We start from the raw sequence: 20,123 nt of genomic DNA, 5'->3' as shown, positions 1-20,123 counted from the left end.
CCAGGAGGCCCGCATGCAAGCCCAGGAACGCTTCGATGTCGTGGTGGTGGGCGGCGGGCCGTCCGGCGCGACGGCCGCCGAGGACCTCGCCCGCGCCGGCCGGCGCGTCGCGCTGCTCGACAAGGCGGGGCGCATCAAGCCCTGCGGCGGCGCCATACCGCCGCGCCTGGTGCGCGACTTCGACATCCCCGACCACATCATCTGCGCGCGGGTGAACAGCGCGCGGATGATCGCGCCCTCGTCCAGGACCGTGGACATGCCGATCGACGGCAATGGCTACGTCGCCATGGTCGACCGCGAACACTTCGACGAGTTCCTCCGCACGCGCGCCAGCCATGCCGGCGCGACCCGCTTCACCGGCACCTTCGACCGGATCGAGCGCGACGCCGACGGCCAGGCGATTGTGGTGTTCGAGGACAAGGAAGGGCGGGAGCAGCGCCTCGCCACGCGCCTCGTCATCGGCGCGGATGGCGCGCGCTCGCGCGTCGCCAAGCAGGAAGTGCCGGCGGCGGCGAAGATCCCCTTCGTCTTCGCCTATCACGAGATCATCGAGGCGCCCGCGCCGTCCGACGCCTACGACCCCAAGCGCTGCGACGTCTTCTACCAGGGCAAGCATTCGCCCGACTTCTATTCCTGGATCTTCCCGCACGGCACGACGGCGAGCATCGGCACGGGGTCCGCGCAGAAGGGCTTCGCGCTGCGCGGGTCGATCGCGGAACTCCGCAAGGCAACGGGGCTCGACGGCGCGCGCACGCTGCGCCACGAAGGCGCGCCCATCCCGATGAAGCCGGCCAAGCGCTGGGACAATGGCCGCGACGTGCTGCTCGCGGGCGATGCGGCGGGCGTCGTCGCGCCGGCCTCGGGCGAAGGGATCTACTACGCCATGCTCGGCGGGAGGCTTGCCGCCGAAGCCTGCGAGGCCTGCCTTGCCACCGGCGATGCGCGCGCGCTGAAGCTCGCGCGCAAGCGCTTCATGAAGGGCCACGGCACCGTCTTCATGGTGCTCGGGATCATGCAGTACTTCTGGTACTCGTCGGAAAAGCGGCGGGAGAAATTCGTCAAGATCTGCGCCGACCGCGACGTGCAGCGCCTCACCTGGGAATCCTACATGAACAAGGAACTGGTGCGGCGCGACCCGCTCGCGCATGTCCGCATCTTCTTCAAGGACCTCGCCCACCTGATGGGCTTCGCCCGGGCATGAGCGAGACCGCCCTGCGCGCCCATCCCGTGCCGCTGCGCATCGGCACCCGCGCCTCCCCGCTCGCGCTGTGGCAGGCGCGGCACTTCCTCGGCGTCGTCGGCACCTTCTGCCCGATGCTGCGCGGCGACACCTTCTTCGAGGAATGCGCGCTGTCGACCGCCGGCGACCGCATCCTAGACCGGCGCCTCGCCGAGATCGGCGGCAAGGGGCTTTTCGCCAAGGAGATCCACGAGGCGCTGCTCGACGGCCGCGTCGACTTCGCGGTGCATTCGCTCAAGGACCTCGAGACGGAACTGCCCGCCGGCATCGTGCTCGCCTGCGTGCTGAAGCGGGAGGATCCGCGCGACGCCATCGTGCTCGGCCCGCGCTGCGGCGCGCCGGTGGCCGGCAATCCGCTCGCCGCGCTGCCGATCGGCGCGCTGGTCGGCACGTCCTCCGTCCGTCGCCAGGCGCAGCTGCTCCATGCCCGCCCGGACCTGCGCGTGGAGGCGATCCGCGGCAACGTCCAGACGCGGCTGAAGCGCCTGGAATCCGGGGAGTTCGACGCGACCATGCTCGCCCTCGCGGGGCTCAAGCGCCTCGGCCTCGGCCATCTCGCCGGCGTGGTGCTCGAGGCGGAGGAGATGGTCCCCGCCGCCGGCCAGGGCATCGTCGGCGTGACGGTGCGGGCTGAGGATTCGGCGCTGATCGACCTGCTGCGCGCCATCGAATGCCCCGAGGCGCGCGCGATCGCCGATGCCGAACGCGCCCTGCTCGGCGCGCTCGACGGATCCTGCCGCACGCCGATCGGCGGCCATGCCCGCGTTCTGATGGACGGGCAGCTCTACCTGACGGGGCTCGCCGCGCGGGCGGATGGCAGCTTCCTGATGCGCCACCGCGTCGCCGGCCCGGTCGCGGACGCGGTGCAGATCGGGCGGGACCTCGGCGCGCGCATCCGGCGCGCCTGCCCGGCCGACATCCTCACCTGAAGGAGATGCCCCGGCGCGCGGGCGCCGGGGCGAAGGGCCGCGTGCCGGCCGCGCTCAGGCGTGCCAGCGCGGCGCGGCCGCCAGCGCGCGGCGCCGGGGCGGATAGAGCTGCGCCGGCATCGAATCCTCCCGCCGCCGCGCCGCCTCGTCGCCCATCACCCGCTGCAGCATCGCCAGCTGGGCGTCGGACAGCGTCGCGACCCAGAGCCGCGCGAAGGACGGGTCATGGACCGGGTCGAGCACCATGCGCGGGATGTCGATCTCCGCGCCGCGGCGCTGCACCTCGGCCGCCGCGCCGGGGCTCGACGCGGCGAGCGCGCGCAGGCGGCGCGGATCGACCAGCAGGCTGGCGACGAAGGCGTCCATCTCGGCGCGGGCGCGTTCCAGCGGTTCGACCTCGCGCCCTTCCTCGGCGCGGATCAGGCCAGCCTTCAGTCGTTCGAAGGCGATCCGGTAGCTGCTTCCGTTCATGCGGCCCTCCCGGACACCCGTCCTGCGAGTGTCAGAGAAATCTTACACCTCTACCGTCAGGATGCACGCCGGAAATTGACCTGCGACATCGCCGGCCTCAGCCCCGGAAGCGTCGCGACAGGTCCGCCAGATGCGCCACCAGCGCCGCGGACAGCGCCGCGGGGATCAGCGGCCAGGGCCCGCCCGTCAGCGCCACCCGCAGCGCGAGCACGAGGAAGGCACCCGGCAGCAGCAGCGCCAGGATGTCGGGAATTGTCGGCCCCGTGCCGCGCCAGCGCCGCCAGGCCAGCAGCGCGATCGCTTCCAGCACGAGGCAGGCGAGGATCAGGTCGGCGACCGCCCCGCCTGTTACCAAGGCTTCCATGCCACTCCTTCACCTTCGTTTTGCCCTTCCGTGCGAGGAATATCGGCTTGCCAGATCGGGAAAGGAGACTAATTCCCGATCCGCCGGACAACGCGGCGTCTGCCGTATCTCGCCCGAGTCCACCCGGACCGGCCCGATTGAACCCGTGGGAGGGAGTTTCGCATGCGACGACTGATCGTGACGATGGTGGTGGCGGCGGCGGCGGCGATGCCGACCGTGGCGTCCGCGCAGGACGCGGCGGCCGGGCAGCGCGTGTTCAACCAGTGCCGCGCCTGCCACACCCCCGACCAGGGTGGGCGCAACGGCGTCGGCCCGAACCTCTGGGGCATCGTCGGCCGGCCCGCGGCCTCGATCGAGGGCTTCCGCTACTCGGCCAACATGCGCGAGCTCGCCGCGGGCGGCCTGACCTGGACCGAGGATCGGCTGCGCCCCTACATCACCAACCCGAAGGCGGTCGTGCCGCAGGGCAGCATGTCCTTCGCCGGGCTGCGCAACGAGCAGCAGCTCAACGACCTGATCGCCTACCTGAACACGCTGAAGTAGCCGCGCGCCGCGCAGCGGCCCGCACAAGGAAGGGGGAGGCATCGCCTCCCCCTTTCGCGTTTCAGACCCGCCGCAGGAAATGCGGGCCGAGTTCGCCCATCGTGTTCGCGCCGATCAGCGCGAGGTCGCGATGCACCTCCTCCTTCAGCAGGTCGATCGCGCGCTCCACGCCGGGCTGCCCCTGCACCGCGGCGGCGCAGAGCATCGGCCGGCCGACGAAGACGAAGGACGCGCCGAGCGCATAGGCCTTCAGCACATCCGTGCCGCGCCGGATGCCGCCGTCGTAGATCACCGGCAGGCCGCCGGCGACCGACACGATCTCCGGCAGCATGCGCAGGCCCGAGACGGCGCCGTCGAGCTGCCGCCCGCCATGGTTCGAGACCATGAAGCCGTCCACGCCGATCTCCTTCGCGCGCACCACGTCGTCGGGGTGCAGCACGCCCTTGATCAGCAGCTTGCCGGGGAAGCGGCGGCGGATGAGTTCCAGATGCGGCCAGGACAGGCCGTCGCGCGCGCCGAAGGCGCGTTCCAGGTCGCGCGAGAGGATCGGCGGGCCGCGGCCGGCATCCATGTTCTCGAAATGCGGCATGCCGTGGTTCTGCAGCGTCTTGAACCAGGTGCCGAGGGCCCAGCGCGGATGCGTCGCCCCCTGCCAGAACAGGCGAAGGGTGGGCTTGAGCGGGATGGTGTAGCCGTTGCGGATGTTGTTCTCCCGGTTGGAGGAGACCTGAACGTCCACCGTCAGCACGAAGGTCTTGAAGCCGGCCGCGATCACGCGGTCGACCAGCGGCTCGATGCGGGACGGCTCGCCGGGGAGATAGGCCTGGTACCAGGCGTCGGGATTGGCCTTGGCGATCTCCTCGAGCCGAATGAGCGAGGAGGCCGACATGATCATCGGGATCCCCTTCGCGCGCGCCGCCTGGGTGATCGCGATGTCGCCGCGATAGGCGAGCAGCGCCGCCGATCCCATGGGCGGGATGCCGAAGGGCGCAGCGTATTCCTTGCCGAACAGCGTGACGGCGGAGGTGCGCGCGCGCGCATCGACCAGCGCGCGCGGGATGAAGCCCCATTCGGCGAAGGCGCGGCGGTTGTCGGTGAGCGACCAGTCGGTCTCGACGCCGCCGGCCAGGTAGCCGTGCAGCATCTTCGGCAGATGCCGCTTGGCCGCGCGCTCGAAATCCTCGAGCGAGAGGTATTTCGCCAGCGCGGGCGGCACCGGCGGCGCGCTGCGCTTCTGGGACAGGGTCTGCGGATCGACGGGCGCGCGGGACTGCGCGGGGCCTTCGGCGGTCATGGACATGTCATCCCGAGTGAGAATTTCGCCCCATGATGAAATGGAAGCGCCATGCAGGCCAGACACCCACCGGGCAACCCAGCCCCTCGCAAGGCGGGAAGGAAGGCAGGCCCAGGGATTGTGAATTTGTTCTTGACCCGATCCGTTCGTCCTGCCTAGTCTGAAGACATCAACGGGCGAGCTGCGCCCGCTGCCCGGCGACGCCGGGCCCCGATCACGCCGAACGACGGCGATCGGGCTTCGTGGTCTGAACTCAACGCCTTCCTGAACAGGACACCCGCTCGGCTCCGTCGGGCCGAACGGCGCGTCATTCCCATCCTCTCCCGATCCCGAGCGTCCCGCACGGCCCCGGCCGCATCGCGGGCGCGCCCACATGCAAGGACATTCATCCCATGCCGCACCCGCTCCTGCCGCCGCCCGCCGAGGCCGCGACCCCGATCCTGCCCGCCGCGCCGGTCGCGCAGGCCGCCTGCCCGCGCCTGGGCGGCCTCGCGCCGCTCTTCGCGCCGGCCGAGGTGGCCGATCCGGGCCGGCTGCGCATGGGCGGCCTCAGCCCGCTTTTCCCCGCCGGCTGAAGCCGCGCCGGCGCCGCGCGGAACCGTCGCCCGCAATCCCCCCGCCAGGACACGAGGAGCATCGGCGATGCACCCGCCCCCCGGCGCCGCCCAGGCGCCCCCGCTGGCCCGCTTCGTCCGCCTCGCCGGCGAGGCGCCGCTGCCGCGCCGCGCCGACCGGTCTGCCGGCGGCACCCTGCCGACGCGCGCCTTCCGCTATTGCGAGGCCGCGGCCTCCGCCGCCGCCTTCGGCTGGCTGGTGTTTCCGCCGATCGATCTCGACCTGCTCTGGGACGGGGAGCAGGTGCTCTGGACCTGGCGCGGCGCGGGCGGCTGGCACCCGCTCTCGGTCGCGCAGGCGCCGGGCTTCCGCGAACGCTTCGACGCCGCCGCACCGCCCGCCCTGCGCGGCTGGTCGCCGCCGCTGCTCGGCGCGCTGCCGGAACCGGGGCTGGTGAACCTCTGGTCCGGCCTGCTCGCACGATCGCGCCCGGGATGGAGCCTGCTGGTCCGCGCGCCGGCGAACCTGCCGCGCATGCCCGGCGTCGAACTCTTCGAAGGGTTGGTCGAGGCGGATGCCTGGTTCGGCCCGCTCTTCGTCAATCTGCGCCTGACCCGCACGGGCGTGCCCATTTGCTTCCGCACCGACACGCCCTTCCTGCTGGTCCAGCCGGTCCCGCGCGCCGCCCATGACGACGCCGCGCTGAACGGCTTCGCGGCGGAGGACGGGCTCGCGGCCATGACCGCGGAGGACTGGGCGGCCTATGACCGCGCGGTCGTCGCGCCGCGGCGCGATGGCGCCTGCCCGCTCGGCCGCCACGCCGCGGAGGTGCGGCGCCGCCGCCGCGCGGCGTAGGGCGGCAGCCTTCGCGCCGGGTGCTGGCCCTTGGCGCGCACCACGCGCGCACGCCCGGCCAGGGAGGCCGCCCTCCGCCTCTCCGCGGCGCCCCTGCGCAAGGCGCGCGGTAACCCCCCGCCGACCGCCCTACCCCGCCCCGAGCAGCCCCTGCCCGCGCAGCGAGACGTGCCCCGCCCGGCCGAGCAGCAGGTGGTCGGCAAGCCGCAGCCCCACCAGCAGCGCGGCTTCCTGCACCCGCCCGGCCAGCGCCGCTTCCGCCGGCAGCGCGACCGGGTCGCCGCCGAGCCGCCGGACCAGCACGACCGACGCCGCATCCCGCGCCAGGGCACGGCGAACCACGCGGGAGGGCAGGCCGGAATCCGCCGTCGCGTCCGGCCCGCCGACCGCCTCCTCCGCGATCAGCCCTTCCCCCGCATCGAGGAACAGCGCGCGCACCTCCCCCGCCGGGCGCCGCGCGGCCGAGGCGCCGAGATGCGCCACCACCGCCCGCGTCGAATCCAGCACGGGCCGCATCGGCGCGGCGGCGCGGTGGCGCAGCAGGCACAGGGCGGCGGCATGCACGGCCTTGATCGCCGCCGCCCCGGCCTCCCCCAGCACGGGAAGCGCGGCGAGATCCGCCTCCGCCGCCTCCGCCGCCGCCGGGAAGCCCCCGTAGCGGGCCATGGTCGCGGCACTCGCCTCGGCCGCCTCCGCCCAGCCGAGGCAGGGCGCGAGCAGGGCGAACAGGATCTCCCGCTCCTCTGTGGCCGCGCCGCCGTGCCGGACCTCCACACCGCTCGCGTCCATGGTTCGCGCCTCCTGCGATCATCGCCCGTTGCGCGAAATTGATTCTGCCGCCGGGGGCGCGGGGGGCATCGTTTCGGCGTCGGAGCGCGTCGGAACCGCGTCGGGGCTCCGCCCGGCAGAGGAGGCCCGGCATTGCCCAGCGTCGTCGCCGCGCCCGCCGCGCGGGCCTGCCTGCGCCTCGGCGAGAGAATGGACCTGGTCGGGGCCGACGGCGCCAGCCTGCTGCCCGGCGGCGCGCGGCCCCGCGCGCTGCTCGCGCTGCTCGCCCTCGCCCCCGGTCACCGCATGCCGCGCCGCCTGCTCGCCGGGCTGCTGTGGTCCGGCGCGGCGCCGGCGCAGGCCCTCGCGCGGCTGCGCGACGTGCTGCACGATTTGCGCGCGGAAGGCCGCGCCGGGCTGCTCGGCGCCGATGCCGCCGCCATCTGGCTCGACCGCGCCCTTGCCGTGGAATGCCCGCCCCGGCCGCCCGCCTGGCCGCTCCTGCCCGAACTGCGGGGCATCGACCCAGCGCTCGACGATTGGCTCGCCCGCGCGGAGGCCGGCGGCGGGGAAGCAGCCCCGGGCGCGGACCACGCCCCCCGGTCGGAACGCCCCGGTGCCGCGCGCCGCCCCGGCGTGCTCGTCGCCCCCATCGCTTGCCTGGCCGGGCCGCGCGCCGGCGCGCTGGAGGTCGCCGCGACGGATGCGATCGTCGCCGCGCTCAGCGCGCTGCGTTCCGTCTCGGTGCTGGTCGAGACGCCCGGCCGGCCGCCGCCGCTGCCGGACTACCTCGTCACCGGCAATGTCCACATGGCCGGGCCGCGGCCGCAACTCGCGCTGCGCCTGGTCGACGCGGCGGGCGGCGGCGCGGTGCTCTGGTCCGCGATCCTCGAGCCGCAGGAAGCCCGCCCCGCCGCCTTCGCCGCCGAGGTCGCGGCGATGGCCTGCGCGCGGCTGGAACACGAACTGCTGCTGCTCGAGGCCGAGCGCGCGGCACTCCGCCCCCTGGCCGAGGCGAGCGCGCAGGAGGTCGCGCTGCGCGCCGTGCCGGGGATCTTCCGCCTCGAACGCCAGGGCTTCGAGCAGGCGGGTCGGCTGCTCGCCATCGCGGTGCGGCGGGACCCGCGGCACCCCTTCGCGCAGGCCTGGCTCGCCTACTGGAATATCCTGCTGGTCGGCCAGGGCTGGGCCCCGCGCCCGCGGGAGGCGCTGGCCGCCGCCGCCACGGCGGCCGAGCAGGCGGTGCTGCACGACCCGCGCGACGCCCGCGCCCTGGCCGTGGCGGGCCATGTCCGCGGCTACCTGCACCAGCAGGTGCCCGAGGCGCTGGCCCTGACGCGCCAGGCGCTGGAGATCAATCCCGCCCTGCCCGCCGCCTGGACCTTCTCCGGCATGGCCCATGCCTATGCGGGCGAACTGGAGATGGCGCGGCGGCAGCTGCGCCGCGCGCTCGCGCTGCTGCCGCGCAACCCGCACGCCTTCTTCACCGAGGCCGGGCTCGCCACCGTCGAGATGCTGCTCGGCAACCATGAGGCCGCGATCGGGATCGCCCGCGGCGTGCTGCAGATCCAGCCGCACTTCACCGCGACGCACCGGGCGATGATCGCCGCCCTGGGCCATCTCGGCCGGGTGGCGGAGGCAGCGCCGCTGGTGCGCGCGCTGCTCGAGCTCGACCCGGGCTTCACGCTGCAGCGCTTCCGCGCGGCCGCGCCCTATGTGCGGCGGCGCGACCTCGATCATTTTCTGCGCGGGATGCGGGCCGGCGGGGTGCCTTGATACCAGCGGTCGAAATGTTCGACCGCTGATATCCGCTTTTCCGCGCCCTCAGGCGCCGGGCGGAAACCTCCGGCTTCCTTGGCTCGCCAGACTCCTGGCGGGCCGCATTCGCGGCCTCGGCACGCGTGGAAAACGCGTGCCGCCGGTATCGTAAGGCTTCGTTCACCCTTTGCTTGCGACAAAGGCGGTCTCATCCAGAAAGGATGCGACGATGCGGCTGTTGATCGAGGGGTGGCGCAACATCAGCCACTCCTACGCCCTGGTGAACCAGTTCCAGATCGTGGCGCTGGCCCGCATGCCGGGCATCACCCTGTTCCACGAGGACCAGGGCCTTCCCGCCAATTGGGACGCGAAGAAGAACCCGGCGGGCTTCCCCGCCGCGGATGCCGCGCTGATCGCGGGGCTGCCGCCGCCCGACGGCCCGGTCGATGCCGTCTATCGCTGCGCCTGGCCGTTTTCCGCCGGCGCGGCGGAGGACCGGCGCCGCCGCGTCACCTACATGATCACGGAGATGGGGCTCGGCACCAAGTCGCTGATCCCCGCCGACCCGGCCGCCTTCACGCGCGGCGACCGCGTAGTCGTCACGCCGACCGCCTGGTCGCGCGACCGCATCGTGGAACACGGGATCGACCCCGCGGGCATCCACCTGGTGCCGCACGCCGTCGATGCCGTCGCCTTCCGCCCGATGGGGCGCGACGAGCGCGCCGCGGTGCGCGCGCGGCTCGGGATCGCCGAGGACGAGGTGCTGCTGCTGAATGTCGGCGGCGCCTTCTGGAACAAGGGCATCGACAAGCTGCTGGAAGCCTTCGCCGTGCTGCGTGCGCGCGGGCGCCGCGTGCGGCTGGTCCTGAAGGACCTGTCGGGCCTGTACGGCGTCGGCGTGAAGGAGACCATCGCCCAGACCGCACCGCGCTGCCCCGCGCTGCTCGATGAGAACACCATCTCCGCCATCAGCGTCATCCAGGGCTCGCTGGAACGGGAGGCGCTGCGCGAGCTGTACTGCGCCGCGGACGCCTATGTGTCCCCCTATCGCGCCGAAGGCTTCAACCTGCCGGTGCTGGAGGCGATCGCCTGCGCCCGGCCGGTGATCGTGACCGAGGGCGGGGCGACGGCGGATTTCTGCCCCGCGCCGCTCGCGCGCACCGTCGCGGCCACCCCCGGCACGCTGGACCGCGAGCCGGGCTGCCCGCCGGGGCGCTACCTGGAGCCCGACCTCGACGCGCTGGTCGCGGCGATCGAGGGCATCGCGCCGGGGATGGATTTGTCCGAAACCGCCATGGCCGCGCGCGCCGGCGTGCTCGCGCATTTCTCCTGGGAGACGGCGGCGCGCGGCATCGTGGCCCTGGCGGCCGAGGGCGCGCACGCGGCCGGCGAATTCGTCCCCGCCCCGCCGCGCGCGGCACCCTCGCAGCCCGAGCTGCTCGACCTTCTCGCGCGGATGCATCCGCGGTCGATGGCCGCGCAGCGCAAGGTGCGCGTCGGCAATGCCTGGGATGGCGGCTACGTGCTGCCGGAAGCGGCGCTGCGGGCCGAGGTGGTGCTGTCCATCGGCGTGGGCAACGACGTGTCCTTCGACTTCGCCATGGCCGAGCGCGGCGCGCAGGTGCTGCAGTTCGACCATACGGTCGAGGCGCCGCCGACGGCGCATCCGAACTTCCGCTTCCACCGCGCCGGCTGGGGTGCGGAGACCGCGGGCCCGCTGCTGTCCTTCGCCGCGCTGCACGCCGCGACCGAGGCGGTGCCCGGCGCGCACCGGATGCTGAAGTTCGACGTGGAGGGCGCGGAGTACGAGGCGCTCGCTGCGACCGACACGGCGCAGCTCGCGGCCTATGAGGTGATCGTGTGCGAGTTGCACGACCTCAACGCCATCGGCACGCCGGAGGGCTTCGACCGGCTCGCGCGTTGCCTCGATGCGCTGACGCGCCACCATGAGCCGGTGCACCTGCACGCGAACAACTACGCCGGCATGGCGCTGGTCAACGGCGTGCCGGTGCCGCAGGTGGTGGAACTGACGCTGCTGCGCCGGGACCTCGATGCCTTCGGGGGGCCGAGCGCGGAGCCGATGCCCGGTCCGCTCGACCGTCCGAATCACCCGTCGCTGCCGGATCTGTGCCTGACGCCCTTCGGGCGGATGGTGGAGGTGGGGCGGGCGGCGTAGGGCTGGCGCGAAGGCTGCGCTGGTCCGGAAAACCCTTGTTCCCGAACAGCTTCGGCGCGATCGCCTGACGCATGCGGCGGCCGCTGGATCGCGAAGATGCGCTTCGAATGAGACGAAGATTCGAGTCATGAGACGTCTGGAAACGTCTCGTTAATCGTTAGCGCGGAATCCTGGGACCGGAGTTCACGAGTCCAGCACGGGAGGCACCGCGTGACCGCGCACACACGCGACGCCGTCGAGACGAACGAGGCCGGACGGCGGGTGCTGTCCGAGGTCGCGGACGCGCTCGAAGGCCTGCTCCGCCGCCTCGCGACACAGCAGCAGGCGGCGGCCGCGATCGGACACCTGGCCACCGTCGCCGAGGAGATCGCCGGCAGCGCGAAGCTGCTCGGCTACGGGCTCGGCGCGGGTGGCGGGGAAGCGCTGCTCGGCGCGCGGCTCGAGGATTTCGCCGCAGCACTCGGCCGCACGATCCAGGCGGCGGCGGAGGATGCGCTGGCCGGCAAGCGGGTGGCGCAGGCGCTGCTCGACCACGCCGCGACGGTCGAGGCGCTGGCGGCGGAGGTCGATGCGATCGACGTCGCAGAGATCCGCGCGCGGCTGCGCCCGCTCTCCGCCACGATCGAGGAGGTGCCGGCGACGCAGCGAGCTTCCGCCGCGCGGCGGGCGGAGCTCGACAAGCTGTCGGAACGCGCGCGGGCGCTAGCCGTGCAGGCGGTGGAGATCGCCAAGTCCCGCCCGGGCAGCCGGCGCGAGATGGTGATGGAACTCGCGCGGTCGGTCGCGGGGCTGGCCAAGGACATCGCGCAGGCGGCCACCGCCTTCAGCGAGGACGCCGAAGCCGCGGCGAAGGCGGCGCGGGACCTGCTGGAGACGGCGCGCCAGGGCGCGCGCGGCGCGCCGCGCAACCCGGCCGAGCGGCCGCGCGCGGGGCCGATCATGCAGAAGGGCGGGCTGCTCGGCGTGCTCAACCGTGGCGAGGCGCCGAAGCGGCGGGAGATGGAGTGGAAGCGGACGTGGTCGTGAAGCGGAGCCCGAGGCGATCACGGCGCGGGCTGTGCTGACCGCCGTTCGATGACGCCGGCGATGACGCGTTCCCAGGAAGGGCGCGCCGCACGCTGATTGCATCCAGGGGGTGCCAGCGCGAAGGCGCCGATGTGCGGGATGCCCAGTCTCTCGAGATTCCGGCGCGCCTTGCCACCGAATGCCGCGACGATCGCCCTCGGGAACAGCGAGATCTGGGCGGCGAGATAGGTCTCCGCGCAGGGGGTCCTGGGGGGCGGGCCAATCTCGGCCTCGACGCTGCACAGGCGTGCATTCGTCATCCAGAGGCGACGCATGCAGTCGGCGAAGGCTGCACCGGGCCAGAGGCGATCCAGTAGCCAGTTGAAGTTCTTGTGGAACGTGTCCGCATGCCCCGGAACGGTGCGGCGGTTCCACGAGACCTGCGCCGCGCCGATGAGCAGTTCCTCCGGGCCCCTCAGGCTGGAAAAGTCCATGTCGCCCCGGTGCAGGCTGGGGTGTCCGGGTTCGGCTGAGACGATGATGAGTTCCACCTCGTCGAGGGTTCCGGCCGCGCCGAGGAAGCCCCGGGGTATGTGGCCGGTCTCGGGCCGCCAGACGGCCTGCGGACAGGCGCCGAAGTGCCGGCAGGGCGCGTAGGCCGGCGCGAGCGCGGCGCGGACGGCTGAATGCGGTGGCGGAACACGCATGGGCGACATCCGAACGACGCCGCGAAGCCTACACGACGGAGTGCGTCGCTGCGATGGCCGCCGGATCGCACGTGTCAGCGATGCCTTGGTGGCGCCGCTGTGCACCCGATGCAGTTCGGCCTGCACTGCGCCGATGCGGGGTGATGTTGGGGCGTGTTGGAGAAGTGGCGGAGGGGATGTCCGCCCGAACACTAGGTAAATGGCCGATTTTAGGCGAGCCGCTGCCCTGCATCCCCTAATCAATCCCCCAATGGAACGCTGTCCAAGGCGCCGGATGCGTCGGCAGGGACGGCATGGCGTCCTGTCTTAGCACGCTGTCCACGTGGAGCGGTATCGCGCCGCAATCTCCCCTCGCGCCCGGAATCCGGCCTGGCTAGAATCCACCTCATGACCGCCACGCCCGATCCGATGAACTGGCAACATCGCCTCTACCAGCCCGCCGTGATCGGCGGATGGTCGGTAGAGGTGTGGAACCCCATGGCGCGCGCCTGGGATCGCAACCCCATGGCGCCCCATTGGCCGGCTGACTACGAAGCCGCTGCCCGCGAGTGGGTGGAACTGGCGAACGAAGACCAGCGCGAGCGCAACGCCGCCGTGGCCGCTGCGCTGGCCGCCTGACATGGAACGCGCCGCGCTCGAAACCCGATGGATCGTGCTCGGCACGGACGGCCGGCACGTGACGATGGGGCGGCACACGGACCCCACGCCCGAAGAGGTGGAACAGGCCGAGCGCGGGCTTGCGGCGCAGGGCATGGCCGGATGGCTGGCGGTGATGAAGGGCGGCTACTACGTCCGCCGCAAGCCGTCCCTCATGATGGTCCGGCCGCTGGCGAACCCTGCCCGCCCGTTCGAGGAAGCCGCCGCCGAGTTCGAGGCGAAGCGCAAGGCGACGCTCGCCAGCGTCGCCAGCTAGGCGCGCCCCCGCGGCGGGATGGTTGACCGCCTCACGCCCGAAGCGCGTAGCCGGCTCATGGCTGCGGTCGGCGGGAAGGACACGGCGCCGGAGCTTGCAGTCCGCCGCATGCTGCACGCGATGGGCTACCGCTTCCGCCTGCATCGGCGCGACCTGCCCGGCACTCCCGACATCGTGCTGCCGCGCCACGGCAAGGCGATCTTCGTTCACGGCTGCTTCTGGCACGGGCATGAGGGATGCCGGCTCGGCCGCCCTTCGAAGAGTCGTGTCGAGTATTGGGGACCGAAGATCGCCGCGAACCGCGCACGCGACGCGCGTAAGGCTGCCGCTCTTCGTCGGGCGGGATGGTCCGTCGCAACCGTGTGGGAATGCGAGACGCGCCAGATGAACAAGTTAGCCGCCCGGCTGCGGCGCTTCCTCGCCGCCTGAAACGCCCTGTAAAGCCGGCCACTACAGGGTAGTCTCCCATGATGGCGAATCGGAGCGAATCGGCGAGGGCGCGCGCGCGCCCAATCGGGATCGACCTGTTCTCGGGCGCGGGCGGCATGAGCCTGGGCTTCGAACAGGCGGGTTTCGACGTGGTGGCGGCGGTTGAGAAAGACCCCATCCACGCGGCTACCCATGAGTTCAATTTCCCGCGCTGCGCAGTCTTCGCACGCGACATCTCCCGCGTGACGGGCGCCGAGCTTCGCCTTGCCGCCGGCATCGGCAACAGGACGGTCGATGTCGTCTTCGGCGGCGCGCCCTGTCAGGGTTTCAGCCTCATCGGGCATCGCGTCCTGGACGATCCTCGCAACGCCTTGGTCCGCGAGTTCGTGCGCATCGTGCGCGAGTTGGAACCGCGCGCGTTCGTCTTCGAAAACGTCAAGGGCCTGACGGTTGGCGAGCACCGCCGCTTCCTGGACGAACTCGTATCCGCCTTCGCCGCGGCGGGATACGAAGTGCGCCAGCCGTGGAAGGTGCTCAACGCCGCCGAGCACGGCGTTCCGCAGAACCGGCACCGGCTCTTCCTGATGGGCGTGAAGCGCGGGGAGCGTTGCCCGACCTACCCGACGCCGAGCACGCGGCGCGCCGGCAAGGCCGCGACGCTGCATGCGCCGCCCGGCCCATCGTGCGCGGACGCGCTCGGCGACCTGCCGGACGCCGAGCGGTTCGCCGAACTGACGGACAGCGACGCGGTTCGGCTGGACGCGGCCGAGTGGGGCGCGCCGAGCGCGTATGCCCGTCTCGCCCGATGCCTCGCCAACGATGCGTGGTTCTACGGGCACCCGCGGGAATGGGATGCGGCCGTGCTCACGTCCAGCATGCGGACGGAACACACGGCGATATCGCGCCGCCGCTTCGCAGAGACGAAGGGCGGCGACGTGGAACCCATCAGCCGCTTGTTCAAGCTCCCGGCGGATGGCGTCAGCAACACGCTACGCGCCGGCACCGACGCCGAGCGCGGCGCGTTCACCTCCCCGCGGCCGATACACTACGCGCTTCCTCGCCTTGTCACGGTGCGCGAGATGGCGCGCCTTCACGGCTTCCCCGACTGGTTCCGCTTCCACGCGACGAAGTGGCACGGCGCCAGGCAGATCGGCAATGCGGTGCCGCCGCCGCTGGCGCGTGCGGTCGCGTCCGCGGTCATGGCGGCGCTCGCCGCGAAGCCCGTGCGGTGCTCGCAAGCGATGGCGCTCGGCGATGCCGCACTTCTCACGATGGGAATGGAAGAGGCCGCGGCGCATTTTGGCGAAGCCGTGGTGATCGGGCGTCGCACGATGAAGAGCGGTGCGCGCAAGCGGAAACAGCACGAAATCGAGGCCGCCCGCGTGGCGGCGGCGTCGCATGGCTAAGAAGGTCACGAGTGCGGAGCAGCGGCGCTATCAGCGGCTCCTGAAACACATCTTCTTCGATAGCAAATACGGCGCGTTCAAGCCCGGCATGGTCGAGATACCGTTCGAACTCGACAGCATTCGACGCGCCGTCGCGGAACTCGGCATCGACCCTCCGAAGAACTTCGCTGATCCCGTTTACGACGCGCGCTATCGCAGCGGGCTTTCGCAAGCGATCTTGGATACGCAGCCGCCGGGGCAGACATGGGTGATCCAGGGCGCAGGGAAGGGCCGATACAAGTTCCAGCTTGTGACGCTCAACGTCATCGCGCCGAACCCAAACTTGGCCGCGGTGAAGATCCCCGATGCAACGCCGGAAATCATCGCAGCCTACGCGCTGTCTGACGAACAAGCCCTACTCGCCAAGGTGCGCTACAACCGCCTTATCGACGTGTTCATGGGCGTGGTTGCCTACTCACTACAGAACCACCTGCGCACTTCCGTCAAAGGCGTCGGGCAAATCGAGATCGACGAAATCTACGTCGCCTTGGACCGCAAGGGGCAACAGTTCGTGGTGCCCGTCCAGGCGAAGGGCGGCAACGACAAGCTGTCCGTGGTGCAGACCAAGCAGGACATCGCGTGCTGCGACGAAAAGTTTCCCGACCTGACGTGCCGCCCCGTGTCGGCGCAGTTCATCGGCAACGACCTGATCGCCATGTTCGAACTGACGCTCGAAGACGGCATGGTGAAGGTCGCCGAAGAACGCCACTACCGCTTGGTCCCGGCGAACGAGATCACGCCCGAAGACCTGGCATCCTACCGCACGCGCGGCGGCGATTGACGTGGCGCGCACCGTGGCCGCGTGTCTGTAGCTCGGCGGCCGTGAAGGCATGAAGGACGCATTCGAAACCGCGCTCGGCATCATCGGCGACGTGCGCGTGCTTCTCTTCATCGCCTTCGCGAGCGCGGCGCTTCTCTACTTCCCCGCGTCCATGACGCCGCCCGGCGCGGCGAGCGTGATCGAACAGCATCGTGGATGGATATGGGCCGCCTTCATCGTCGGTCTTTCGGGACTGTTCGTGCGCGCGGCGATGGCTGCCATCGCGCTATTCAGTGCCGGCGCGCGCCGCATCGCAGCCGCGCGAAAGCAGGCACGCGAACTCGCCGAGATGGGCGAGGTGCTACGCGGACTGACGAAGGAAGAGGCCGCGCTTGTGTCCATGTTCCCTTCGATTGCCTTCCACCCGATCACGGTGCAGAGCAACCACCCGGTCGTGCGCGGCCTCCGATACAAGAAGGTCATCGCGCACCTTCGCGGCCCGGTGATGATACTCCGGCGCGACGGCTATGCGGCGCACGAACTGACTGACACGGCGCAAGCCTATCTCGAACTGCACCCCGACACGCTCGGCCATCTTGACCGCGAAGAAGCACTCTGGGTCGCGAACCGCATCATGGAAACGCAGATGGCGCCTTACCGTGGTGTGGAACACACGCCGCGCGATGAAGGCTGGCGCATCTAGGACACGATGGCCGCGGGTTCTATCGAGGTGCACGCCTCGCGCAGCTAGCCGCAACGGCGACGTGTCAGGTCGTCAGGCGGGGTATTCTATGGACCCACGTGCAGCGCAAAATTTTCGCGGCGTCGGGAATGGTCGGGGCGGCGGCTTGGACGTGGTGCCACGTGACCAGGAAACACGCCGGAGAGTTCTCGCATTTGCGCGAAGGGGGTGTGTAGCAGCGCGGGGGCGGTAGCGGCCGGCCCCACCCCTACCCCTTGTGCACGATCCGCGACGCGCAGGGGGTGGGGTGGCATTGCCCCGGCACCAGGTCCGCGCCGACATGTCGTGGCGCAGCGTGCAAGGTTTCCAGTGTGCAGGAAGGCGATGGACGGCGCGGGCGGGGTGCGACTACCGGCCGCCGCCTCCCCGCGCTGTAGCGCGAGCGCAGCGGCCCGGCGCTACACGCCCGCCATGACCACGGCGCCAGGGTAGTTCGCCGCGTCATCGCGGTTGCGAAGCAGGGACGCGGCCAGCGCACCGGCCGTGAAGGTGCCCACCACGGTATAGACCAGCTTGAGGAAGCGCGGGATGACCGTGCCGAACGGCTGGCGCGGCAGGTTGATCGGGAAGAGCATCCCCGGCACCGCGTTGAGGTTCGCCGTGGTGATCGCGGGCGACTGCGCGTAGGTGACGTAGGTGCCTTCCCCGCCGCTCCCGTTGTCGGGCGCGCCCTGCATGGCGATGGTGACGGATGTGCCGCCTGCGAACGCACGATTGGACAGGATCAGCAGATACAGGCCGCCGCCGCTGCCGGCGTCGCGATTGCTGCCCACGTCCAGCACGTCTGTGCTGTCGCGCGTCGTGGTGACGGGGACGAAGTTCGGCCCGTCGAAAGACATGCTGCGATCAAGGATCATGTCGAGTGCTCCTAGGTGTGGGGTTGAAGATCAACGGCCGCGCCGTTGCGCCGCCTTGTGCAGCGCCATGAGGAAGCGCGGCGAGTTGTCGAGGCCGAGCTTAAGCACCTCGCTGGCAACCGCTGGGTGCTTCTGCGCAACGCCCTTGAAGAACGTGCGCACGCTGGCGAGGCGCGCCGTGTAGTTGTCGCCCCACGCCGCCATGAGTTCCGCGCGCGCGGCGTCGTGGTCCGGCATCGCAGCGTCGGGCCGCGCCGCCTCAACGGCGATGCCCCACAACTCCGAAGTCTCGGCGGCCGATGCGCCCGACGCGAGGAAAGCTGAGCGGACGGCTTCGCGTGCCGCCTTGCCTTCCTCGCCCATGTCCAGGCCGTGCGCGTCGGCATCGCCTTCGGGCAGCGGCGTCGCGGCCACCACGTCCGCGTAGGTCTTCACGGGTTCCACAAAAAGCGTGGCGGGGTCGCGTGGTGGATCGACCTGCGCCGCCTTGGCAGGCTGCGCACCGTCCGGCGCCTGCCAGGTCGCCTTGGCGGGCTGCGCAGCCGGTGCCGGTGCGGCTGGCGCGGGCGAGGTCGCAGGCGATGCAGCCGCCTTCGTCGGGGCGCTGGCAGGCGTGGCCGCGGTCGCGTCGGGCTTGATCGTGCTCGGATACAACGCGCCGAGCGCGCGGGCGGGATCGTCGCTCATGCCAGCATCTCGGCCATGAGTGCGGCGATTTCCTCTTCCGTCTCGGGTGCGCGATCCGGCGCGGGCGCGTCGCCGGCCGCGTCCGTGACGGTGATGCCGAGCACCGCAAGCGCCGTCTCCGAACAGTCGGAGCACGCGGCATGGACGCGCAGTTGCGCCATGTCCAAGGTGCCATCAACCAGTTCGAAGGCTGACGGAAGGAAGTCGGCGAGCGGCGCCGAGATGGTGAAGCACGGATGGTCCTTCCACCGCATCGCCTTCTCCCAAAGCACGGCCCGCGCAGCCCTGACGGCCGAGACGCGCCGCGCCTGTTCGCCGATGGCACGTGCCAGCACGGCGCGCCGGCCATCGTCACGGCGCTTCGCGAGAAGACCGCGTGCCAGGTCCAGGCCGCGTGCGCTGGCGTCGAATGCGTCGGCGATCAGGTCGGAAAGGGCAAGGCCGAGAAGACGATCCGCGTCCGGCCCATCGCACGGCACGGGGTCGGTGGGCGTGTTGGCGATGGCTTCAAGCTGGTCTTCGTCCATCTGACGAAGCCGAGCCTGATGGCGCCTGTCGAGTTCGGCGCGGGCGAGGTCTTGCGAGGTGGGGTGCTGCATCGTGCGCTCCATGCTGCGGTTGACGTGACGACGAAGAGAGGCGGGCCGCCGGATCAGGGGAGAAGTGCCGGCGGCCCGCCGAGCACGCGCAGCCCCGCGGGCAACGGACTGCGCATGCTCATGTCATCGCCCGATCACGACCGGCGCGACGGTATGCACGGCGGGCGGCGGCGCTGGCAGCTTGGGCAGCGGCTTGGACAGTTCGGCCGCCTCACGCGCGGCGCGCTGGCGCGCCATCTCGTTGAGGTGTTCCACCTCGCGCCGCTGGCGATCCGGCGCGGCGCTGGCCAGCGCGCGCTTGAAGCCCGCATGGATGGCCGAGAACGACGCGCTCGCCGCCATCTGCATCGGGTCGGGCGGTGCCTGCCCGGGCCACGTCGCGCCCGCGATCCGGGCGTCATTGAACGCGGCGGGTGCATCAACGATGTGCTGCGGCATGAACTCGGTATCGAGGATGCCGGCCGCCACCAAGCGCGCGAGGAACACGTCGCGCACGTGGTCGATGTTCGGCACCGTCTCCCCCAGGCGATACGGATGCGGTTCCACGCCGCCAGCCGACGCGCAGCGCCCCGCCCATTCCAGATAGGCCGGCACCAGGCGGCAGAGTTCCGACATGATCCGGTCCATGCGGGCCGGGATCGCGTCGGCATCGCTCGCCGCGGTCATCGCGCGGGCGTGCTGCGCGACGCGCGCCGAGTGGTGCGCCTCCCGCGTCTCGGCTTCCACCTCCGGTGCCAGGGCCGCGATGGCTGCGGCGTAGCCGTCGAGTTCTTCCGCCACGTCGCGCATTTCCGCCGCCTTGCGACGCCACGCGGGATCGGAAGGTGACAGGGCATCGCGCGCCGCCTTGACGGTTTCGAGGTGTGCCGCGAGCGCATCGCGCTCGGCGATCAAGGCGGCCCGGCGTTCGGCTGCGGTGAGCTTGGGCGTGTTGTTCAACGGCATGGGGTGGTGTCCTTCTCACGACGATTAGGGGACGGATGGTAGAACTCGGGGCCGCTCCCGGTGCCAGGGCAAGCGGCGCGC

Annotated in this window: 23 protein-coding genes; 14 read left to right on the top strand and 9 right to left on the bottom strand. The window is 71.5% G+C overall.

The genetic code is table 11. From position 1 onward, the window contains the following. Positions 1 to 13 precede the first annotated feature (13 nt). A complete protein-coding gene (locus J5Y09_RS05325; RefSeq protein ID WP_209350710.1) occupies positions 14 to 1,201 on the top strand; it encodes a geranylgeranyl diphosphate reductase in 1,188 nt (395 codons plus the stop codon). Beyond that, the gene (gene hemC / locus J5Y09_RS05320; protein ID WP_209350709.1) at positions 1,198 to 2,169 is read left to right on the top strand and encodes a hydroxymethylbilane synthase; all 972 of its coding nucleotides are present in this window, start codon (positions 1,198 to 1,200) and stop codon (positions 2,167 to 2,169) included. Before J5Y09_RS05325 ends, hemC begins: the two co-directional genes overlap by 4 nt. Before the next feature lie 54 nt (positions 2,170 to 2,223). Here hemC and J5Y09_RS05315 read toward each other — a convergent pair whose 3' ends face one another. Then, a complete protein-coding gene (locus J5Y09_RS05315; protein WP_209350708.1) occupies positions 2,224 to 2,640 on the bottom strand; it encodes a hypothetical protein in 417 nt (138 codons plus the stop codon). 97 nt (positions 2,641 to 2,737) lie between these two features. Then, complete coding sequence (locus J5Y09_RS05310; protein ID WP_209350707.1) at positions 2,738 to 3,004, bottom strand: hypothetical protein; 267 nt, start codon at positions 3,002 to 3,004, stop codon at positions 2,738 to 2,740. A gap of 162 nt (positions 3,005 to 3,166) precedes the next feature. Between J5Y09_RS05310 and J5Y09_RS05305 the strand changes: the two genes are divergently transcribed. Then, a complete protein-coding gene (locus tag J5Y09_RS05305; protein WP_245216853.1) occupies positions 3,167 to 3,547 on the top strand; it encodes a c-type cytochrome in 381 nt (126 codons plus the stop codon). 61 nt (positions 3,548 to 3,608) lie between these two features. On the opposite strand, the gene J5Y09_RS05300 is transcribed toward J5Y09_RS05305, so the two are convergent. Then, positions 3,609 to 4,841 carry an alpha-hydroxy acid oxidase gene (locus tag J5Y09_RS05300; protein ID WP_209350706.1) on the bottom strand — a complete coding sequence of 411 codons (1,233 nt, stop codon included), beginning with the start codon at positions 4,839 to 4,841 and terminating at the stop codon, positions 3,609 to 3,611. A gap of 392 nt (positions 4,842 to 5,233) precedes the next feature. Here J5Y09_RS05300 and J5Y09_RS05295 point away from each other — a divergent pair, with 392 nt between their 5' ends. Both J5Y09_RS05295 and J5Y09_RS05290 read left to right on the top strand, forming a co-directional pair. Beyond that, positions 5,234 to 5,416 carry a hypothetical protein gene (locus tag J5Y09_RS05295; RefSeq protein WP_209350705.1) on the top strand — a complete coding sequence of 61 codons (183 nt, stop codon included), beginning with the start codon at positions 5,234 to 5,236 and terminating at the stop codon, positions 5,414 to 5,416. 67 nt (positions 5,417 to 5,483) lie between these two features. After that, positions 5,484 to 6,251: a DUF6065 family protein gene (locus J5Y09_RS05290; RefSeq protein ID WP_209350704.1), complete on the top strand. Its 768-nt coding sequence runs from the start codon at positions 5,484 to 5,486 to the stop codon at positions 6,249 to 6,251. A 129-nt stretch (positions 6,252 to 6,380) separates the two neighbouring features. On the opposite strand, the gene J5Y09_RS24545 is transcribed toward J5Y09_RS05290, so the two are convergent. Further along, a complete protein-coding gene (locus J5Y09_RS24545) occupies positions 6,381 to 7,040 on the bottom strand; it encodes a JAB domain-containing protein (RefSeq protein ID WP_209350703.1) in 660 nt (219 codons plus the stop codon). Positions 7,041 to 7,172: 132 nt separating this feature from the next. On the opposite strand from J5Y09_RS24545, the gene J5Y09_RS05280 reads away from it, so the two are divergent. The 3 genes from J5Y09_RS05280 (at position 7,173) to J5Y09_RS05270 (ending at position 11,979) form a co-directional block, all read left to right on the top strand. Continuing rightward, positions 7,173 to 8,795, top strand: a complete 1,623-nt coding sequence (locus J5Y09_RS05280) for a hypothetical protein (protein WP_209350702.1) — start codon at positions 7,173 to 7,175, stop codon at positions 8,793 to 8,795. A gap of 211 nt (positions 8,796 to 9,006) precedes the next feature. Continuing rightward, positions 9,007 to 10,953, top strand: coding sequence for a glycosyltransferase family 4 protein (locus tag J5Y09_RS05275; protein ID WP_209350701.1), 1,947 nt, complete (start codon positions 9,007 to 9,009; stop codon positions 10,951 to 10,953). Positions 10,954 to 11,163: 210 nt separating this feature from the next. Continuing rightward, the gene (locus J5Y09_RS05270) at positions 11,164 to 11,979 is read left to right on the top strand and encodes a hypothetical protein (protein WP_209350700.1); all 816 of its coding nucleotides are present in this window, start codon (positions 11,164 to 11,166) and stop codon (positions 11,977 to 11,979) included. Positions 11,980 to 11,996: 17 nt separating this feature from the next. On the opposite strand, the gene J5Y09_RS05265 is transcribed toward J5Y09_RS05270, so the two are convergent. After that, entirely contained in the window at positions 11,997 to 12,665 is a 669-nt protein-coding gene (locus J5Y09_RS05265; protein ID WP_209350699.1) for a hypothetical protein, read from the bottom strand. 387 nt (positions 12,666 to 13,052) lie between these two features. Between J5Y09_RS05265 and J5Y09_RS05260 the strand changes: the two genes are divergently transcribed. From J5Y09_RS05260 to J5Y09_RS05235, 6 genes are read left to right on the top strand one after another with little or no spacing between them, the layout of a single operon-like run. Then, positions 13,053 to 13,283, top strand: a complete 231-nt coding sequence (locus tag J5Y09_RS05260; protein WP_209350698.1) for a hypothetical protein — start codon at positions 13,053 to 13,055, stop codon at positions 13,281 to 13,283. A gap of 1 nt (position 13,284) precedes the next feature. Continuing rightward, positions 13,285 to 13,578, top strand: a complete 294-nt coding sequence (locus tag J5Y09_RS05255) for a hypothetical protein (protein ID WP_209350697.1) — start codon at positions 13,285 to 13,287, stop codon at positions 13,576 to 13,578. Positions 13,579 to 13,596: 18 nt separating this feature from the next. Then, complete coding sequence (locus J5Y09_RS05250) at positions 13,597 to 14,007, top strand: very short patch repair endonuclease (protein WP_209350696.1); 411 nt, start codon at positions 13,597 to 13,599, stop codon at positions 14,005 to 14,007. Between the two features lie 38 nt (positions 14,008 to 14,045). Continuing rightward, positions 14,046 to 15,413: a DNA cytosine methyltransferase gene (locus J5Y09_RS05245; protein ID WP_209350695.1), complete on the top strand. Its 1,368-nt coding sequence runs from the start codon at positions 14,046 to 14,048 to the stop codon at positions 15,411 to 15,413. Beyond that, positions 15,406 to 16,233 (top strand): hypothetical protein, encoded by an 828-nt coding sequence (locus tag J5Y09_RS05240; RefSeq protein WP_209350694.1) that lies wholly within the window; start codon positions 15,406 to 15,408, stop codon positions 16,231 to 16,233. The genes J5Y09_RS05245 and J5Y09_RS05240 overlap by 8 nt, the downstream gene beginning before the upstream one ends. 49 nt (positions 16,234 to 16,282) lie before the next feature. Beyond that, positions 16,283 to 16,915 carry a super-infection exclusion protein B gene (locus J5Y09_RS05235; RefSeq protein ID WP_209350693.1) on the top strand — a complete coding sequence of 211 codons (633 nt, stop codon included), beginning with the start codon at positions 16,283 to 16,285 and terminating at the stop codon, positions 16,913 to 16,915. Between the two features lie 437 nt (positions 16,916 to 17,352). Here the strand turns inward: J5Y09_RS05235 and J5Y09_RS05230 are convergent, their stop codons facing one another. From J5Y09_RS05230 to J5Y09_RS05215, 4 genes are all read right to left on the bottom strand, one after another. After that, complete coding sequence (locus J5Y09_RS05230) at positions 17,353 to 17,811, bottom strand: Bbp16 family capsid cement protein (RefSeq protein ID WP_209350692.1); 459 nt, start codon at positions 17,809 to 17,811, stop codon at positions 17,353 to 17,355. Between the two features lie 30 nt (positions 17,812 to 17,841). Next, complete coding sequence (locus tag J5Y09_RS05225; protein ID WP_209350691.1) at positions 17,842 to 18,498, bottom strand: hypothetical protein; 657 nt, start codon at positions 18,496 to 18,498, stop codon at positions 17,842 to 17,844. Then, on the bottom strand, positions 18,495 to 19,097 hold the full coding sequence (locus J5Y09_RS05220) for a hypothetical protein (protein WP_209350690.1): 603 nt from the start codon (positions 19,095 to 19,097) through the stop codon (positions 18,495 to 18,497). The genes J5Y09_RS05225 and J5Y09_RS05220 overlap by 4 nt, the downstream gene beginning before the upstream one ends. A 123-nt stretch (positions 19,098 to 19,220) precedes the next feature. Continuing rightward, positions 19,221 to 20,042 (bottom strand): hypothetical protein, encoded by an 822-nt coding sequence (locus J5Y09_RS05215; protein ID WP_209350689.1) that lies wholly within the window; start codon positions 20,040 to 20,042, stop codon positions 19,221 to 19,223. Between the last annotated feature and the right edge of the window lie 81 nt (positions 20,043 to 20,123).

The sequence above is a fragment of the Roseomonas nitratireducens genome, from assembly GCF_017813355.1.
In the GTDB taxonomy this organism is placed as follows: domain Bacteria; phylum Pseudomonadota; class Alphaproteobacteria; order Acetobacterales; family Acetobacteraceae; genus Neoroseomonas; species Neoroseomonas nitratireducens.
The sequence above is the reverse complement of the archived record's forward strand: the minus strand, read 5'-3'. Positions and strand labels throughout refer to the sequence as shown.

Coding starts and splice junctions, on each gene's coding strand:
- J5Y09_RS05325 (WP_209350710.1), top strand. CDS start 14: ATGCAAGCCCAGGAACGCTTCGATGTCGTGGTGGTGGGCGGCGGGCCG.
- hemC (WP_209350709.1), top strand. CDS start 1,198: ATGAGCGAGACCGCCCTGCGCGCCCATCCCGTGCCGCTGCGCATCGGC.
- J5Y09_RS05315 (WP_209350708.1), bottom strand. CDS start 2,640: ATGAACGGAAGCAGCTACCGGATCGCCTTCGAACGACTGAAGGCTGGC.
- J5Y09_RS05310 (WP_209350707.1), bottom strand. CDS start 3,004: ATGGAAGCCTTGGTAACAGGCGGGGCGGTCGCCGACCTGATCCTCGCC.
- J5Y09_RS05305 (WP_245216853.1), top strand. CDS start 3,167: ATGCGACGACTGATCGTGACGATGGTGGTGGCGGCGGCGGCGGCGATG.
- J5Y09_RS05300 (WP_209350706.1), bottom strand. CDS start 4,841: ATGACCGCCGAAGGCCCCGCGCAGTCCCGCGCGCCCGTCGATCCGCAG.
- J5Y09_RS05295 (WP_209350705.1), top strand. CDS start 5,234: ATGCCGCACCCGCTCCTGCCGCCGCCCGCCGAGGCCGCGACCCCGATC.
- J5Y09_RS05290 (WP_209350704.1), top strand. CDS start 5,484: ATGCACCCGCCCCCCGGCGCCGCCCAGGCGCCCCCGCTGGCCCGCTTC.
- J5Y09_RS24545 (WP_209350703.1), bottom strand. CDS start 7,040: ATGGACGCGAGCGGTGTGGAGGTCCGGCACGGCGGCGCGGCCACAGAG.
- J5Y09_RS05275 (WP_209350701.1), top strand. CDS start 9,007: ATGCGGCTGTTGATCGAGGGGTGGCGCAACATCAGCCACTCCTACGCC.
- J5Y09_RS05265 (WP_209350699.1), bottom strand. CDS start 12,665: ATGCGTGTTCCGCCACCGCATTCAGCCGTCCGCGCCGCGCTCGCGCCG.
- J5Y09_RS05260 (WP_209350698.1), top strand. CDS start 13,053: ATGACCGCCACGCCCGATCCGATGAACTGGCAACATCGCCTCTACCAG.
- J5Y09_RS05255 (WP_209350697.1), top strand. CDS start 13,285: ATGGAACGCGCCGCGCTCGAAACCCGATGGATCGTGCTCGGCACGGAC.
- J5Y09_RS05250 (WP_209350696.1), top strand. CDS start 13,597: ATGGTTGACCGCCTCACGCCCGAAGCGCGTAGCCGGCTCATGGCTGCG.
- J5Y09_RS05245 (WP_209350695.1), top strand. CDS start 14,046: ATGATGGCGAATCGGAGCGAATCGGCGAGGGCGCGCGCGCGCCCAATC.
- J5Y09_RS05240 (WP_209350694.1), top strand. CDS start 15,406: ATGGCTAAGAAGGTCACGAGTGCGGAGCAGCGGCGCTATCAGCGGCTC.
- J5Y09_RS05235 (WP_209350693.1), top strand. CDS start 16,283: ATGAAGGACGCATTCGAAACCGCGCTCGGCATCATCGGCGACGTGCGC.
- J5Y09_RS05230 (WP_209350692.1), bottom strand. CDS start 17,811: ATGATCCTTGATCGCAGCATGTCTTTCGACGGGCCGAACTTCGTCCCC.
- J5Y09_RS05225 (WP_209350691.1), bottom strand. CDS start 18,498: ATGAGCGACGATCCCGCCCGCGCGCTCGGCGCGTTGTATCCGAGCACG.
- J5Y09_RS05220 (WP_209350690.1), bottom strand. CDS start 19,097: ATGCAGCACCCCACCTCGCAAGACCTCGCCCGCGCCGAACTCGACAGG.
- J5Y09_RS05215 (WP_209350689.1), bottom strand. CDS start 20,042: ATGCCGTTGAACAACACGCCCAAGCTCACCGCAGCCGAACGCCGGGCC.